We start from the raw sequence: 14,924 nt of genomic DNA on the forward strand, positions 1-14,924 counted from the left end.
GGAACAGCACCGACATGCACACCGTGGTGGAACGCGAGCTCGAGCTCAAACTCGTCCTGTCCCCGGAACGCGCGATCGCCGTCCCGGCTCGCCTCAGTTACCGCACCGACGATCCCTACGCCGTCCACATCGCCTTTCACATCGGCTCCGAGCACCCCGTGAACTGGACGTTCGCCCGCGAACTCCTTGTCGAGGGGGTGTTCAGGCCCTGCGGGCACGGTGACGTACGAGTCTGGCCGACCAAGGTCGAGGGGCGCAGCGTCGTCCTGATGGCGCTGAGTTCACCCGACGGAGACGCCCTCCTGGAGGCGCCGGCGCCCGCCGTGTCCGCCTGGCTCGAGCGCACCCTGCGGGTGGTCCCTCCGGGCTCTGAGGCTGAGCGGCTCGGCATCGACGACGGCCTCGCCGAGCTGCTCACGCCGACCACGGGCCGCGCCGACGACCTGTGGCTGCGCGACCCGTGGCCCTCGGACGAGTCCACGGACGGTGAGTGAGCCGGCGTACGGGGGCCGGGGTCAGCACTGCTCGCCGAAGCGTCAGAACAGCTTGCCGGGGTTGAGGAGGGAGAGCGGGTCGAACGCGGCCTTGATGGCGCGCTGCATCTCCACGCCCACCGGGCCGATCTCGCGCGCCAGCCACTCCTTCTTCAGGACGCCCACACCGTGCTCGCCGGTGATCGTGCCGCCGAGTTCCAGACCGAGGGCCATGATCTCGTCGAAGGACTCGCGGGCCCGCCGGCCCTCGTCGGCGTCGGCCGCGTCGAAGCAGACGGTGGGGTGGGTGTTGCCGTCGCCCGCGTGGGCGCAGACCCCGATCGTGAGGCTGTACTTGTCGGCGATGCGGTCCACGCCTTCGAGCATGTCGGCGAGCTTCGAGCGCGGCACGCACACGTCGTCGATCATCGTCGTGCCCTTGACGGCTTCGAGCGCGGTGAGTGACAACCGCCGTGCCTGGAGCAGCAGTTCGGACTCCGCCGGGTCCTCGGCCGGTACCACCTGGGTGGCGCCCGCGGCCTCGCAGAGCGCGCCGACGGCCGCGAGGTCCGCCGCGGGGTCCGCGGTGTCGAAGGCGGCGAGGAGCAGCGCCTCGGTGGTCTCCGGGAGGCCCATGTGGGCAAGGGCGTTCACGGCCCTGATGGTCGTGCGGTCCATCAGCTCCAGGAGTGAGGGGACGTGGCCGCCCTCCATGATCTTGCACACGGCGTCGCAGGCCGCTTTCGCCGAGCCGAACTCGGCGGCCAGGACAAGCTGTTGGGGCGGCTGCGGCTTCAGGGCGAGGGTGGCGCGGACGACGATGCCGAGGCTGCCCTCGGAGCCGACGAAGAGGCGGGTGAGGTCGTAGCCCGCGACGCCCTTGGCGGTGCGCTTTCCGGTGCTCATGAGCCGCCCGTCGGCGAGGACGACGTCGAGGCCGAGCACGTACTCCGCCGTCACCCCGTACTTCACGCAGCACAGGCCGCCCGAGGCCGTGCCGATGTTCCCGCCGATGGTGCAGGTCTCCCAACTGGACGGGTCCGGCGGGTAGTAGAGCCCCTGTTCGTTCACGGCGCGGGAGAGCGTGGCGTTGACGACGCCGGGTTCGACCACCGCGATCCGGTCGACGGGGTTGATCTCCAGGATGCGGTCCATCTTGACGAGCGACAGCACGATGCAGCCCTCGCTGGCGTTCGCGCCACCGGAGAGGCCCGTGCGGGCACCCTGCGGGACCACCGGGACCCGTAGCTCGGTCGCCGTGCGCATGACGTGCTGGACCTGTTCGACGGTGCGCGGCAGGACGACGACGGCGGGGGTGCCCGCTTCGCAGAAGCTGGCCATGTCGTTCGCGTACGACGACGTGACGTCGGGGTCCGTGAGGACGGCGTCGGCGGGGAGGGCCTCGCGACCGGCGCGGAGACGTTCGATGAGTGTGCGGCTCATGATCACAGCCTCGCACCCGGGGCCATCGGTGTGAACCCGTGTGCGACGCCCATCCACGTGCCGGGATGTGCTCTTCATATTGACGCACAGTGAGCGTCATGGAGATCGAGACCGGGTCCGAGTCCGTGACGGAGAAGGCCGGGGAGGCGCGACCGACGGCCGCGCCCCGCCTCTGGAGCGAGTCGCCGCGGGGCGAGCGCCGCTCCCCCGCCGTGCGGCGGATCCTCGGCGCCTCCGTCGCCGGGTGTGTGGTGCTCGGCGGTGTGGTGGTGCTGCTGCCCGAATCGGGCGGAAAGGCGGCGCCGCCCGCTCTGGGGCCCGCCGGGCGGGCGATGGCCGCCGCGGGGGCCGGGGCTCCGGCGGCGCTGCCCGACCTGACCGTGCTGATCGGGGAGCGGGAGGCGCATCTGCGCAAGCATCCGGGGGACGACGAGTCGTGGGCGGTGCTCGGGGCCGCCTACGTCGAGCGGGGCCTTCGGACCGCGGACTCCGCGTACTACCCCAAGGCGGAGGACGCCCTGCGTACGTCCCTCAAGACCCGCCCGGAGGGGAACGCGGACGCGCTGACGGGCATGGCGGCGCTCGCGAACGCGCGGCACGACTTCCGTGCGGCGAAGAAGTGGGCGCAGGGCGCGGTCAGGCTCGCGCCGAAGCGGTGGTCGACGTATCCGGCCCTGATCGAGGCATGCAGCGGATTGGGTGACGCGAAGGGCGTGGGCAAGGCCCTGGAGACGCTCCAGGAGCTGAACGCGGACATCCCTTCCGTGATGGTGCGGTCCGGGCAGGTCTACCGGGACCGCGGCTGGCGCGAGGACGCGGCGGCGAAGCTGACGGACGCGGCGGCGCTCGCGGAGGGGCCCGCGCAGAAGGCGGTGTGCCTGTACCGGGTGGGCGAGCTGGCATGGGAGCGGGGCGATCCGGCGGAGGCCCTGCGCTACTACGAGGCGGCGCTGGTCTCGGACCCGGACCATCACCCTTCCCTCGCCGGCAAGGGCCGCGCGCTCGCCGCCCTGGGCCGCACGGCGGAGGCCCTGCGCTCCTACCAGAGCGCACTGGTCAAGCAGCCCGCTCCGGAGTACGCCCTGGAGCTGGGCGAGCTGTACGAGTCGCTGCGGCTGGCCCCGGCCGCGCGGGCGCAGTACGACGTGCTGCGGGCCCGGGTGAAGCAGGAGGGGGTCAACGGCGTCAACGACGAACGCATCCTCGGCCTCTTCGAGGCGGACCACGGGGACGCGGACGCGGCGGTGGACCGCCTCCGTGCGGAGTTCAAGCGGCACGGGAGTCCGCAGGTGGCGGACGCGCTGGGCTGGGCGCTGCATCGGGCCGGTGACGACAAGGAGGCCCTGAAGTACGCGACGCGGGCGACGGAGAAGGGCCCGCTGGTCGCGGTGTACGCCTACCACCTGGGGCAGATCGAGAGGGACTTGGAGCGGTATGGCGCGGCCCGGCGTCACATCGGTGAGGCGATGCGGCTGAACCCCTACTTCTCCCCGCTGCTCGCCCCCGCGGCGCGGGCCGCCCTGAACCGCTTGGGCGATCCCCCCTCGGGCGGCCCGGCCCAGATGTACGCCCCGCGTGGCGAACGCCCGGCGCCCCTGCCTTCCCCGTCCCCGAAGCCGCGCTCCACCGAGCCGTCCACCGAGAGCTGACCCGGGGGTCAGAGCCGGGCCGTGCCGATCAGGGCGTTGCGGGTGACGAGCCCGACGAGCTCAGCCTCCGGGAGGGAGGCGGCGGAGTCGGGCCGGCGGGGCAGGACCATGTAGCGGGTCTCCGCACTGGAGTCCCAGACGGTGATCTCCGTGTCGGCAGGCACAACGACGCCGAACTCCGCGAGCACCGCACGCGGCTCCCGCACCACCCGGGACCGGTACGCCTCGCTCTTGTACCAGCTGGGGGACGGGCCGAGCAGCCGCACCGGATAGCAGGAGCACAGCGTGCAGACGACGACGTTGTGGAGGTGCTCGGTGTTCTCCACCACCCGCAGCCGCTGCGGCTGGACCCCGCCCGCCGCGTACCCCAGCTCCGCCACCGCCGAGGTGCCGTCCGCGAGCAGACGCTCCCTGAACGCGGGGTCCGTCCACGCCCGCGCCACCACCCGCGCCCCGTTCAGCGGGGACGACCCCGCGAGGAACGCGTCAAGGGCCTCGTCGAGTACCGCCCCCGCCACGATGCCCCGCTCCTCCAACAGGGCTTCGAGGCCGCGTACTTGGCGGGAGATCAGTGCGTCGTCGTGCGTGCCGGACATCAGCTGCCCTCCGTGGTTTCCGGTTCCAGGTAGCTCTCCCACAGGTCGAGCACCACCCCGTGCTCCCCCTCGCCCCACAGCTCCCGCGCGGCGAAACGCACCGCGTACACCTGCTCCACCGGGGCGTCCCCCCGCCCCTGTGAGCTGACGTCCGCCAGCGGATGGTGTCCTTCGGGTTCGATCACCACGCCCGACTTGCCGCGGGCGTAACGCGGCAGGCGGGTGTGGTGGGGCGGGTCGTGGCGGAGGGTGCGGACGCGGGCGCCCGCGGCGAAACGGTCACCCATCCCGCTCACCCAGCCGACTCACGTCGTCGGACGCCAGCACGCCCTTGCGCACCAGCAGCACCCGGATCGCGTGGAACCACCGCTCGTAGTACGACGCCGCCAGGTATGCACCCGGCGGCATCGTCTCCACGGCGTCCCTGAACTCGTCCAGGTTGTAGACGCCTTCACGCACCAGCGCACTGTTGAGCGCGAACACCCGCGCCTCCCAGTCCGCGTGGAAGGGCTCCGTGTCGTCGGTGGTGTCGATGGGCCCGAAGCCCGTCATCCCGCCGACGTCGTTGATCCTGGCCATTCCCGCACTCTAGCCAGCAACCACTGGGGCCGCCCTACAGATTGCCGCGCTTCTCCTGCTCCCGCTCGATCGCCTCGAACAGCGCCTTGAAGTTGCCCTTGCCGAAGCCCATCGAGCCGTGCCGCTCGATCATCTCGAAGAAGACCGTCGGACGGTCCTGGACCGGCTTGGTGAAGATCTGCAGCAGGTAGCCGTCCTCGTCACGGTCGACCAGGATCTTCAGCTCGCGCAGGGTCTCGACCGGGACCCGCGTCTCGCCCGCCCACTCGCCGAGGGTGTCGTAGTACGAGTCCGGGGTGTCCAGGAACTGGACCCCGGCCGCGCGCATGGTGCGCACGGACTCCACGATGTCGTTCGTGGCGAGCGCGATGTGCTGGACGCCGGCGCCGCCGTAGAACTCCAGGTACTCGTCGATCTGGGACTTCTTCTTGGCGATGGCGGGCTCGTTGATGGGGAACTTGACCTTGAGGGTGCCGTCCGCGACCACCTTCGACATCAGCGCGCTGTACTCGGTCGCGATGTCGTCGCCCACGAACTCCTTCATGTTCGTGAAGCCCATGACCTTGTTGTAGAAGGCGACCCACTCGTTCATCTTGCCGAGCTCGACGTTGCCGACGCAGTGGTCGATCGCCTGGAAGGTGCGCTTGGCGGGCGGCTCGACGATCGGGGACGCGGCCTTGAAGCCGGGCAGGTAGGGGCCGTCGTAGCCGCTGCGGTCGACGAGCGTGTGGCGGGTCTTGCCGTACGTCGCGATGGCGGCGAGGACGACCGTGCCGTTCTCGTCCTTGACCTCGTACGGCTCGGTGAGGCCGCGGGCGCCGTGCTCGACGGCGTACGCGTACGCGGCGCGCGCGTCCGGCACCTCGATGGCGAGGTCGACGACGCCGTCACCGTGCTCGGCGACGTGGCCCTCGATGAAGTGGCCCCAGTCCGTGGAGGCCTTGATGACGGAGGTGAGCACGAAGCGGGCGCCACCGTTGGTGAGGACATAGGAGGCGGTCTCGCGGCTGCCGGTCTCCGGTCCCGCGTACGCCACGAGTTTCATGCCGAACGCCGTGGAGTAGTAGTGGGCCGCCTGCTTGGCGTTGCCCACGGCGAAGACGACCGCGTCCATTCCCTTGACCGGGAAGGGATCGGCCTCGCGCGCGGTGTGGGGGGTGCCAGAGATGGCCGACGTGGGCTGGGTGTTCGCGGTAGCTGCCATGTCCGCAGGCTCCCGCCGTATCGCAAGGTGCGCAATAGTTTGCGTATTCAGTGGGCAATTTGTATGGCGGCAGGCCACGATGAGCGGGCTATCTGTACATGATGACCACCCCGGAAGCGGAGCTGAGCACACCATGACGATCGATCATCTGGACGGCAGGCTCATCGTGCTGCTCGCCCGCGAGCCCCGTATCGGCGTCCTGGAGGCGTCCCGCAGGCTCGGTGTCGCGCGCGGGACCGTGCAGGCCCGGATGGACCGCCTTCAGTCGAACGGAGTCATCCGCGGATTCGGTCCGGAGGTCGACCCCGCGGCCCTCGGCTACCCCGTCACCGCCTTCGCGACGCTGGAGATCAAGCAGGGCCAGGGAGCCGACGTACGGGCGCATTTGGCGACCGTCGCCGAGGTGCTCGAACTGCACACCATCACCGGTCACGGCGACATGCTCTGCCGCCTGGTGGCCCGTTCGAACGCGGATCTTCAACGTGTGATCGACCGGGTGGTGGGTTTTGATGGCATCGTCCGGGCCTCCACGGCGATCGTCATGGAGAACCCTGTTCCGCTGCGGATCATCCCGCTGGTCGAACAGGCGTCGGAGGACACCTGACGCGGGCAGCCGGCGAGACGGGCAGGTGAGCAGTTCAGTGAACTTCTGGGACTACCTCGGCAACCGCCACCAGCAGTTGCTCACGGACGCGTACCAGCACGCCAGCGCGGTCTTCCAGTGCATGGTCGTGGCGACCGTCATCGGAGTGCTGATCGGCGTCGTCACGTACCGCAGCGAATGGGCGGGCAATCTGGCCACGACCGCGACCTCCACGATCCTGACCGTCCCCTCGCTCGCCATGATCGGTCTGCTGATCCCCGTCGTCGGCCTCGGGGTCGCCCCGACGGTCATCGCCCTGACCCTCTACGGCCTGCTCCCCATCGTGCGCAACGCCATCGTCGGCCTGCGCGGCGTCGACCCCTCGCTGGTGGACGCGGCGAAGGGCATCGGGATGTCGCGTGCCGCGCGCCTCCTGCGGGTGGAGCTGCCGCTCGCCTGGCCGCCGATCCTGACCGGCATCCGCGTCTCCACGCAGATGCTGATGGGCATCGCGGCCATCGCCGCGTACGCCTCAGGCCCCGGCCTCGGCAACGAGATCTTCCGCGGCATCGGCTCCCTCGGCAGCAAGAACGCGCTCAACCAAGTGCTCGCGGGCACGCTCGGGATCATCGTCCTGGCGCTGCTCTTCGACGCCGCGTACGTCCTGATCGGCCGCCTGACCATCTCGAGGGGTATCCGTGTCTGAGTCCGAGTCCGAGTCCGAGTCCGGCACCACGGGCGCGACGATCGAGCTGGAACACCTCACCAAGCGGTACGCGGGCAGCGGTGACCCGGCGGTGGACAGCGTCAGCATGGAGATCAAGGCGGGCGAGATCGTGATCCTCGTCGGCCCCTCGGGCTGTGGAAAGTCGACCACGCTGAAGATGATCAACCGGCTCATCGAGCCGACCAGCGGCCGCATCCGCATCGGCGGCGAGGACGTCACCGACATGGACCCGGTGAAGCTGCGCCGGAAGATCGGCTACGCGATCCAGTCCTCCGGGCTCTTCCCGCACATGACCGTCGCCCAGAACATCGCCGTCGTCCCGAAGATGATCGGCTGGGGGAAGGCGAAGGTCAGGTCCCGGGTCGAGGAGATGCTCGACCTCGTCGGGCTCGACCCGGCCGAGTTCCACGGCCGCTACCCGCGCCAGCTCTCCGGCGGCCAGCAGCAACGCGTCGGCGTGGCACGGGCGTTGGCGGCCGACCCGCCGGTCCTCCTGATGGACGAGCCGTTCGGCGCGGTCGACCCGATCACCCGCGACCACCTCCAGGACGAGCTGATCCGGCTCCAGCACGAGCTGCACAAGACGATCGTCTTCGTCACGCACGACTTCGACGAGGCCATCAAGCTCGGCGACCGCATCGCGGTCCTGCGGGAGCGCTCGCACATCGCGCAGTTCGACACCCCGGAAGCCATCCTCACCAACCCCGCCGACGACTTCGTCTCCGGTTTCGTGGGTGCGGGCGCGGCCCTGAAGCGCCTCAACCTCACCCGCGTACGCGACGTGGAGATCGCCGACTTCGCGACGGTGACCGTCGACGACCCGCTGCAGAACATCTTCGACAAGCTGCGGGCGAGCGGCACGAACGAACTGCTGCTCCTCGACAGACGCGGCCGCCCCTACAAGTGGCTGCGGCGCGGTGACCTGATGCGCGCCAAGGGCTCGCTGGCCCGCGCGGGCACGCTCGTGCACGACACCGTCACCCGCGACGCCACCCTGCGCGACGCGCTCGAAGCGGTCCTCACGGACAACGCGGGGCGGGTCGCGGTCACCGGGCGGCGCGGTGAGTACACCGGCGTCGTGGACATGGAGACGCTGATGAACTCCGTCCACGAAATGCTGGAGGCCGACCGGCTCGACGCGGTGGAGCACCAGCACGAACTGCAGGAGCAGCGGGCCGAGTTGACCCACCACGAGCAGGAAGGCCCCGGAGGGGAGGCGAAGGCGTGAAAGGCACCCCCGGGAACACCCCCCGGATCCCCGACCACACACCGGCCCCCGACGGCGGCCCCGGCCCACGGCCCGACGGCGAGCACGAGGTCAAGGGCCATCTCTACCGCGACACGGGCGAGGCCGAGCAGGAGCCGCCACCCTCGGGCGCGGCCACGGGCCACCGGCGGCGGATCGGCTGGCAGAAGCTCACCGTCCTGCCCGCGTTCCTCGTCCTCGTCCTGCTGCTCACCTGGTGGTGGTTCGAGCAGGCCGACCTCGACTCGATCTCGCGGAACGCGCTGGCGGACGGCAACGTCTGGCTCAGGCTCCGCCAGCACATCCAGCTGACGGTGATCTCCACGTTCTTCGTGCTGATCATCGCGATCCCGCTGGGCATCCTGCTGACCCGCAAGAAACTCCGCAAGGCGGCGCCGGGCGCGATGGCCCTGGCCAACATCGGCCAGGCCACGCCGGCGATCGGCCTGCTCGCCCTCCTGGTGATCTGGATCGGCATCGGCGAGAAGGCCGCCCTGATCGGCATCATCATCTACGCCGTCCTGCCGGTCCTCTCCAACACGATCGCGGGCCTGAACGCCAACGACCCGACCCTCCTGGAGGCCGCGCGCGGCATCGGCATGTCGGCGTGGGGGGTCCTCGGCAGGGTCGAGCTGCCGCTGGCCGTTCCGCTGATCCTGGCGGGTGTGCGTACTGCGCTCGTCCTGAACGTCGGCACGGCGACGCTCGCCACCTTCGGCGGTGGCGGCGGGCTCGGCGACCTCATCACCACCGGGATCACCAACCAGCGGATGCCGGTGCTCATGCTCGGCTCGATCCTGACGATCGCGCTCGCGCTCCTGGTGGACTGGCTGGCCTCGCTGGCCGAACTGGTCCTGCGTCCGCGAGGGTTGGAGGCCGGGACATGAGGGTCACGTTGCGTACGGCGGCGGTCGGCATGGTGGGCGGGGCCCTGCTCGTGGGCTGCGGTCTCACCAGCGGCAGCCCGATGGTGGACGACGTGAAGCCGGGCACGATCGGCAAGGGGCTCCCCCTGAAGGGCGTCGATCTCACCGTCACGTCGAAGGAGTTCACCGAGCAACTGGTCCTCGGCGCGATCATGGGCATCGCCTTCGAGGCGGCGGGCGCGGACGTCCTCGACCGGACGGGCATCCAGGGCTCGATCGGCGCCCGCGAGGCCGTCAAGGGCGGCGACGCGGACGCCATGTACGAGTACACGGGCACCGCCTGGATCACGTACCTCGGCAACTCCGAGCCCATCGACGACCCGCACAAGCAGTGGGAGGCGGTGCGCGAGGCGGACGCGAAGAACGGCGTCACCTGGCTGCCGCCCGCCGAGCTCAACAACACGTACTCCCTGGCCATCAACCGGAAGAACAAGGCCAAGTACAAGCCGAAGACCCTCTCGGACGTGGCGGCCCTCTCCAAGTCGGACCCGGACGCGGTCACGCTCTGCGTGGAGAGCGAGTTCTCCTCGCGCGAGGACGGCCTGCCGGGCATGCAGAAGGAGTACGGGATGAAGATCCCCGCCTCCAACATCACCAAGATGGACACCGGGATCATCTACACCCAGGTCTCCAAGGGGTCGTGCGTGTTCGGCGAGGTCTTCACCACCGACGGCCGCATCAAGGCGATGGACCTGTCGCTGACGGAGGACGACAAGCGCTTCTTCCCCAACTACAACGTCGCCCCGGAGATCAACAGCAAGGCGCTCAAGAAGTACCCGAAGATGGCGGAGGTCCTGGACCCCATCACGAAGAAGCTGAACAACACGGTGGCCCAGGAGCTGAACTCCAAGGTGGACGTGGAGGGCCAGGACCCGCATGAGGTGGCGCTGGACTGGCTGGTGCAGGAGGGGTTCGTGAAGGAGGGGTAGCTCTTGGCCGCGGGGTCGCCGAGAGTTGCAAAGACTCCGTTGCAGCGAACCCCTTGCAACGGAGTCTTTGCAACTCTACGCTCACGGACATGACGGAACAGCCGGAGCCCCTGAAAGTCCGTACGCTCGACGCCCGCTCCCTGCGGGGCATCGCGCATCCCCTGCGGATGCGGCTGCTCGGCTCGTTGCGCATCGACGGCCCGGCCACCGCGTCGCAACTCGCCGTGCGATTGGGCGAGTCGAGCGGCGCGACCAGTTATCACCTGCGTCAACTCGCGGCTCACGGCTTCGTCGAGGACGCCCCGGAGCACGGCAAGGGCCGGGAGCGGTGGTGGCGGGCGGCCCAGCAATCCACGGAGTTCAGCAACACACTCACCCGGGACGCCGATCCGGCGGTGCGCGGGGCGGCCGCGCTGTACCTGCACGAGGTCGCGGCCCTGCACTCCGAGGCACTGTCCACCTGGGTCGGGACCATCCACGAATGGCCCGAGGAGTGGCAGTCCAGCGCGGACATCAGCGACCGGACCCTGCGACTCACCCCGGCGCTGGCCGCCGAGCTGGGCGAGAAGGTCAATCAACTGATCGCGAGCTACCGCGAGTCGGCACCCAAGGATGAAGACCCACAGGCCGAACACGTACGCATCCACACCCACGTGTTCCCGACGCGACGACCCGACTGAGAGGAACCCGCCAGCCATGCACCCCGACGTACACCTCCTGCTGCACCACACCCGCGCCGCCGAGCTCCGCCGAACCGCGCCCTTACGCGACAGCAGGCACCCGCTGCGCACTCAACTCGGCTGGACCATGGTCGAGTTGGGCCTGCGCCTGGTCAGCAGCTCGGGACCTTACCGCCCCGGTCCAGGGAACGCAGCGCGTCAACCGTGCCCTTCAGCGTCGTGATCGGGACGAGCCGCAGGCCCTCCGGCAGCTCCGCCTGAGCGTCCGAGCACTCGTCCTTCGGGACCAGGAAGACGGTCGCGCCGTCACGCCTGGCGGCCTGCGTCTTCAGCGCCACACCGCCGACCGGGCCGACCTCCCCGTCCTCGGAGATCGTGCCGGTGCCCGCGATCTTCCGGCCGCCCGTGAGGTCCCCGCCGCTGCCGTTGCCGTCGATCAGGTCGATGATGCCGAGCGAGAGGAAGAGGCCCGCGCTGGGGCCCCCGATCTTGCCGAGGTCGACCTTCACCTTCACCTTGTCCGTGCCGTCCACGCCGTTCGCCTTGAGGTACGAGAGCGCGGCCTGCGTGGCCGTGTCCTGCGACTTCCTCATGTCGCCGAGGTTGTGCTCCTCGACTTCCTTCACGTTGTCGCCGGTGGGGTAGACCGAGTCCTTGGGCATCACGGCACGGTCCGTGCGGAACCAGCCGTCCACCACGTCGCTCAGGCTCGCGTCCATGTCGGGCCCCGTGGCCACGATCGTCGTCATCCGCAGCTGCCCCTCCGTCTCGCGGGTGGGCGCACCGGTGATCGTGATGACCGGCTTGCCCTCGCTCTTGCCGAGCACGTTCGCCGTCGACCCCGGCTGGGCCACTGCGAACGGCAGCGGCGCGAGGCCGGCGACGGCCAGCAGGGCGACCACGGGAACGGCACAGACAGCGAGGGCCTTGGGGCGCGTGAGGCGAGAGAGGGAGAACACGGGATCAATCTAACGTGACCGGTTCCATGACCGGATCAGCGGACAGGGCTCAGCGCAACGCGTCCGCCACCTCCCGTGCCGCGTCCACCACCCGCGGCCCCACCCGCTCCGGCACGGAGTCGGACAGCATGACGACCCCCACGCTCCCCTCTATGCCGGTGACCCCCACCAGCGGCGCCGCGGCCCCGCTCGCGCCGGCCTCCAGCTCGCCGTGCGTCAGCGCGTAGCCGGGGTCGGTGGCGAGGCCCTGCCGGGCGGCGAGGATCGCGCGGCCCGCGGCGCCACGGTCCAGGGGATGCCGGAAACCGGTCCGGTAGGCCACGTGGTAATCCGTCCAGGTCGGCTCGACGACGGCGACGGCGAGTGCCTCGGTGCCGTCGACCAGCGTGAGGTGCGCCGTCGCCCCTATGTCCTCGGCCAGCGAGCGAAGAGCGGGCAGCGCCGCCTCGCGCACCAGCGGATGCACCTGGCGGCCGAGGCGCAGCACCCCGAGGCCGACCCTGGCCCGGCCGCCCAGGTCACGACGGACCAGGGCATGCTGCTCGAGGGTGGCGAGGAGGCGGTACACCACGGTGCGGTTCACGCCGAGCTTGTTCGACAGCTCGGTGACGGTGAGCCCATGGTCGGTGTCGGCCAACAGCTTGAGGACACGCAGTCCTCGGTCGAGCGTCTGGGAAGTCTCCGCGGTCACGACGCCCACTCCTTAGGTGAGGGTCGACGGCCTCTTTACGCAGCGGTTGCGTCGCCGGTCCCGTGGGCGACGCGCGTCAGAGGCCGCCGGTCGGAACTCCGGCTGCGCTCCGCGGCGGCGCTGCCACGGGGCGTGTACGTTGCGGGGACATTAGCGAGGCCGTCCCGCTCAGCGGAAGACTCCGTCCAGAATCCGGGCACGAGACCGGCTGTTAGGGGCGCAATGCCCCATACGCGGGGCACGTCGGCGGGGGTGCGCACGACTCCCGCACACCCGGAACACACCCCTCCCCCTCCACACCGGCGAAGAGGCGCTCACTTCACGGACGCGCTCACGTCATGGACCCGCTCACTTCATGCGGGTGGCCCACTCGCCGACCTTCGCGATCCGCTGCCGCAGCTGCCCGGCGGTGGCCTCCGCGCTCGGCGGCCCGCCGCACGTGCGCCGCAGCTCGGTGTGGATCACGCCGTGCGGCTTCCCGCTCTGATGGACGTACGCGCCGACCATCGTGTTGAGCTGCTTGCGCAGTTCGAGCATCTCCTTGTGGGAGACCACGGGCCGCCGCTCGGCGGGGATCTCCAGAAGGTCCGCCTCGCCGTCGGGCCGCTTCTTGCTGTGCGCGATCTGCCGGGCCTGCCGCTTCTGGAGCAGCATCTGCACCTGGTCGGGTTCGAGGAGCCCAGGAATGCCCAGATAGTCCTGCTCCTCCTCGCTCCCGGGGTGCGCCTGCATCCCGAACTCGGCCCCGTCGAAAAGCACCCGGTCGAAGACGGCATCGGACTCAAGCGCCTCGAAGGAGAACTGCTCCTGCTCGCCGGTGTCCTCGTCCTGCTCCTTGTTCGCCTCGTCCATCTCCTTCTCGGACTCGGCGTACGGGTCTTCCTCCCCCTCCTTCTTCGGCTTGTCGAGCACGTGGTCCCGCTCGACCTCCATCTCGTTGGCGTGGCCGAGGAGGTCGGGAACGGTGGGCAGGAAGACCGACGCGGTCTCGCCGCGCCGCCGGGAACGCACGAAACGCCCCACGGCCTGGGCGAAGAAGAGCGGCGTCGAGATCGTGGTGGCGTACACGCCCACCGCGAGCCGCGGCACGTCGACGCCCTCGGACACCATGCGGACGGCGACCATCCACCGGTCGTTGCTCGCGGTGAAGTCGTCGATCCGCTTCGAGGCGCCGGTGTCGTCGGAGAGGACGACGGTGGCCTTCTCCCCCGTGAGCTCCCGGATCAGCTTGGCGTACGAGCGTGCGGAGTCCTGATCCGAGGCGATCACGAGCCCACCCGCATCCGGGATCGCCTTCCTGACCTCGGTGAGCCGCTGGTCGGCGGCCTTCAGCACATTCGGCATCCACTCGCCGCGCGCGTCGAGCGCGGTCCGCCAGGCCTGCGAGATCGCGTCCTTGGTCATCGGCTCGCCGAGCCGCGCCGCGATCTCGTCACCGGCCTTGGTGCGCCAGCGCATGTTGCCCGAGTAGGACAGGAAAATCACGGGCCGGACGACACCGTCGCCGAGCGCACTCCCGTATCCGTACGTGTAATCGGCGGCGGACCGCCGGATGCCGTCGTTCCCCTCCTCGTACGAGACGAAGGGGATGGGGTTGGTGTCGGACCGGAAGGGCGTACCGGTGAGCGCGAGGCGCCGCGTCGCGGGCTCGAACGCTTCGAGGCAGGCCTCGCCCCACGACTTCGAGTCACCGGCGTGGTGGATCTCGTCGAGGATGACGAGGGTCTTGCGCTGCTCGACCCGGTTCCGGTGGAGCATGGGCCGCACGCCGACACCCGCGTACGTGATGGCGATGCCCTGGTACTCCTTGCTGAGCGGACCCGCGCTGTACTCCGGGTCCAGCTTGATCCCTATCCGGGCCGCGGCCTCCGCCCACTGCTTCTTCAGGTGCTCGGTCGGCGCGACCACCGTCACCTGCTGCACGACATGGTGGTGCAGCAGCCAGGACGCGAGCGTCAGCGCGAACGTCGTCTTGCCTGCGCCGGGTGTCGCGACGGCGAGGAAGTCACGCGGCTGCTCCTGGAGGTACCGCTCCATCGCGCCCTGCTGCCAGGCACGCAGCTTGTTGGCGGTGCCCCAGGGGGCGCGGCCGGGGAAGGCGGGAGAGAGGTGGTGGGAGGCGGAGTTGGCGGCGGTGGTAGTCACGGTCTCCGGTTTGAAGAGGTAGGGGCCGCGCGCAGCGCGTCGAGCAGGGTGGGGGTGGGTGACGGGCGGGCAGCTCGGGTACGTACGACAACCG

The 14,924-nt window shown here is 70.1% G+C and carries 16 protein-coding genes; 8 read left to right on the forward strand and 8 right to left on the reverse strand.

All coding sequences use genetic code 11. The features are described from left to right. Positions 1-14: 14 nt before the first annotated feature. Complete coding sequence (locus ACWD02_RS03955; RefSeq protein WP_363211451.1) at positions 15-494, forward strand: SsgA family sporulation/cell division regulator; 480 nt, start codon at positions 15-17, stop codon at positions 492-494. A gap of 42 nt (positions 495-536) precedes the next feature. Here ACWD02_RS03955 and ACWD02_RS03960 read toward each other — a convergent pair whose 3' ends face one another. Next, a complete protein-coding gene (locus ACWD02_RS03960) occupies positions 537-1,916 on the reverse strand; it encodes an FAD-binding oxidoreductase (RefSeq protein WP_451204119.1) in 1,380 nt (459 codons plus the stop codon). A gap of 98 nt (positions 1,917-2,014) precedes the next feature. On the opposite strand from ACWD02_RS03960, the gene ACWD02_RS03965 reads away from it, so the two are divergent. Beyond that, positions 2,015-3,565 (forward strand): tetratricopeptide repeat protein, encoded by a 1,551-nt coding sequence (locus tag ACWD02_RS03965; protein ID WP_451204121.1) that lies wholly within the window; start codon positions 2,015-2,017, stop codon positions 3,563-3,565. A gap of 8 nt (positions 3,566-3,573) precedes the next feature. Here the strand turns inward: ACWD02_RS03965 and nthA are convergent, their stop codons facing one another. From nthA to hppD, 4 genes are read right to left on the reverse strand one after another with little or no spacing between them, the layout of a single operon-like run. After that, on the reverse strand, positions 3,574-4,161 hold the full coding sequence (gene nthA / locus ACWD02_RS03970; protein WP_451204123.1) for a nitrile hydratase subunit alpha: 588 nt from the start codon (positions 4,159-4,161) through the stop codon (positions 3,574-3,576). Continuing rightward, the gene (locus tag ACWD02_RS03975) at positions 4,161-4,448 is read right to left on the reverse strand and encodes an SH3-like domain-containing protein (RefSeq protein WP_451204125.1); all 288 of its coding nucleotides are present in this window, start codon (positions 4,446-4,448) and stop codon (positions 4,161-4,163) included. Before ACWD02_RS03975 ends, nthA begins: the two co-directional genes overlap by 1 nt. Continuing rightward, positions 4,441-4,740 (reverse strand): hypothetical protein, encoded by a 300-nt coding sequence (locus tag ACWD02_RS03980; RefSeq protein ID WP_451204126.1) that lies wholly within the window; start codon positions 4,738-4,740, stop codon positions 4,441-4,443. Before ACWD02_RS03980 ends, ACWD02_RS03975 begins: the two co-directional genes overlap by 8 nt. A gap of 34 nt (positions 4,741-4,774) precedes the next feature. After that, positions 4,775-5,944 carry a 4-hydroxyphenylpyruvate dioxygenase gene (gene hppD / locus ACWD02_RS03985; RefSeq protein WP_451204128.1) on the reverse strand — a complete coding sequence of 390 codons (1,170 nt, stop codon included), beginning with the start codon at positions 5,942-5,944 and terminating at the stop codon, positions 4,775-4,777. Between the two features lie 133 nt (positions 5,945-6,077). Here hppD and ACWD02_RS03990 point away from each other — a divergent pair, with 133 nt between their 5' ends. From ACWD02_RS03990 to ACWD02_RS04015, 6 genes are all read left to right on the forward strand, one after another. After that, a complete protein-coding gene (locus ACWD02_RS03990; protein ID WP_160505290.1) occupies positions 6,078-6,548 on the forward strand; it encodes an Lrp/AsnC family transcriptional regulator in 471 nt (156 codons plus the stop codon). 37 nt (positions 6,549-6,585) lie between these two features. Continuing rightward, complete coding sequence (locus ACWD02_RS03995) at positions 6,586-7,233, forward strand: ABC transporter permease (RefSeq protein WP_451204391.1); 648 nt, start codon at positions 6,586-6,588, stop codon at positions 7,231-7,233. Then, positions 7,226-8,482 carry a betaine/proline/choline family ABC transporter ATP-binding protein gene (locus tag ACWD02_RS04000; protein WP_451204130.1) on the forward strand — a complete coding sequence of 419 codons (1,257 nt, stop codon included), beginning with the start codon at positions 7,226-7,228 and terminating at the stop codon, positions 8,480-8,482. The genes ACWD02_RS03995 and ACWD02_RS04000 overlap by 8 nt, the downstream gene beginning before the upstream one ends. A 26-nt stretch (positions 8,483-8,508) precedes the next feature. Further along, complete coding sequence (locus tag ACWD02_RS04005) at positions 8,509-9,387, forward strand: ABC transporter permease (protein ID WP_451204393.1); 879 nt, start codon at positions 8,509-8,511, stop codon at positions 9,385-9,387. Further along, positions 9,384-10,355: a glycine betaine ABC transporter substrate-binding protein gene (locus tag ACWD02_RS04010; protein WP_451204131.1), complete on the forward strand. Its 972-nt coding sequence runs from the start codon at positions 9,384-9,386 to the stop codon at positions 10,353-10,355. The genes ACWD02_RS04005 and ACWD02_RS04010 overlap by 4 nt, the downstream gene beginning before the upstream one ends. A gap of 89 nt (positions 10,356-10,444) precedes the next feature. Beyond that, complete coding sequence (locus ACWD02_RS04015) at positions 10,445-11,035, forward strand: helix-turn-helix domain-containing protein (RefSeq protein WP_451204133.1); 591 nt, start codon at positions 10,445-10,447, stop codon at positions 11,033-11,035. A 152-nt stretch (positions 11,036-11,187) separates the two neighbouring features. Here ACWD02_RS04015 and ACWD02_RS04020 read toward each other — a convergent pair whose 3' ends face one another. The 3 genes from ACWD02_RS04020 to ACWD02_RS04030 form a co-directional block, all read right to left on the reverse strand. After that, positions 11,188-11,994 carry a S16 family serine protease gene (locus ACWD02_RS04020; protein WP_451204135.1) on the reverse strand — a complete coding sequence of 269 codons (807 nt, stop codon included), beginning with the start codon at positions 11,992-11,994 and terminating at the stop codon, positions 11,188-11,190. Positions 11,995-12,043: 49 nt separating this feature from the next. Beyond that, positions 12,044-12,685: an IclR family transcriptional regulator gene (locus tag ACWD02_RS04025; protein WP_190080202.1), complete on the reverse strand. Its 642-nt coding sequence runs from the start codon at positions 12,683-12,685 to the stop codon at positions 12,044-12,046. Positions 12,686-13,033: 348 nt separating this feature from the next. Beyond that, positions 13,034-14,830: a DEAD/DEAH box helicase gene (locus ACWD02_RS04030; protein ID WP_451204137.1), complete on the reverse strand. Its 1,797-nt coding sequence runs from the start codon at positions 14,828-14,830 to the stop codon at positions 13,034-13,036. Between the last annotated feature and the right edge of the window lie 94 nt (positions 14,831-14,924).

Source organism: Streptomyces sp. NPDC002853 (genome assembly GCF_053591915.1).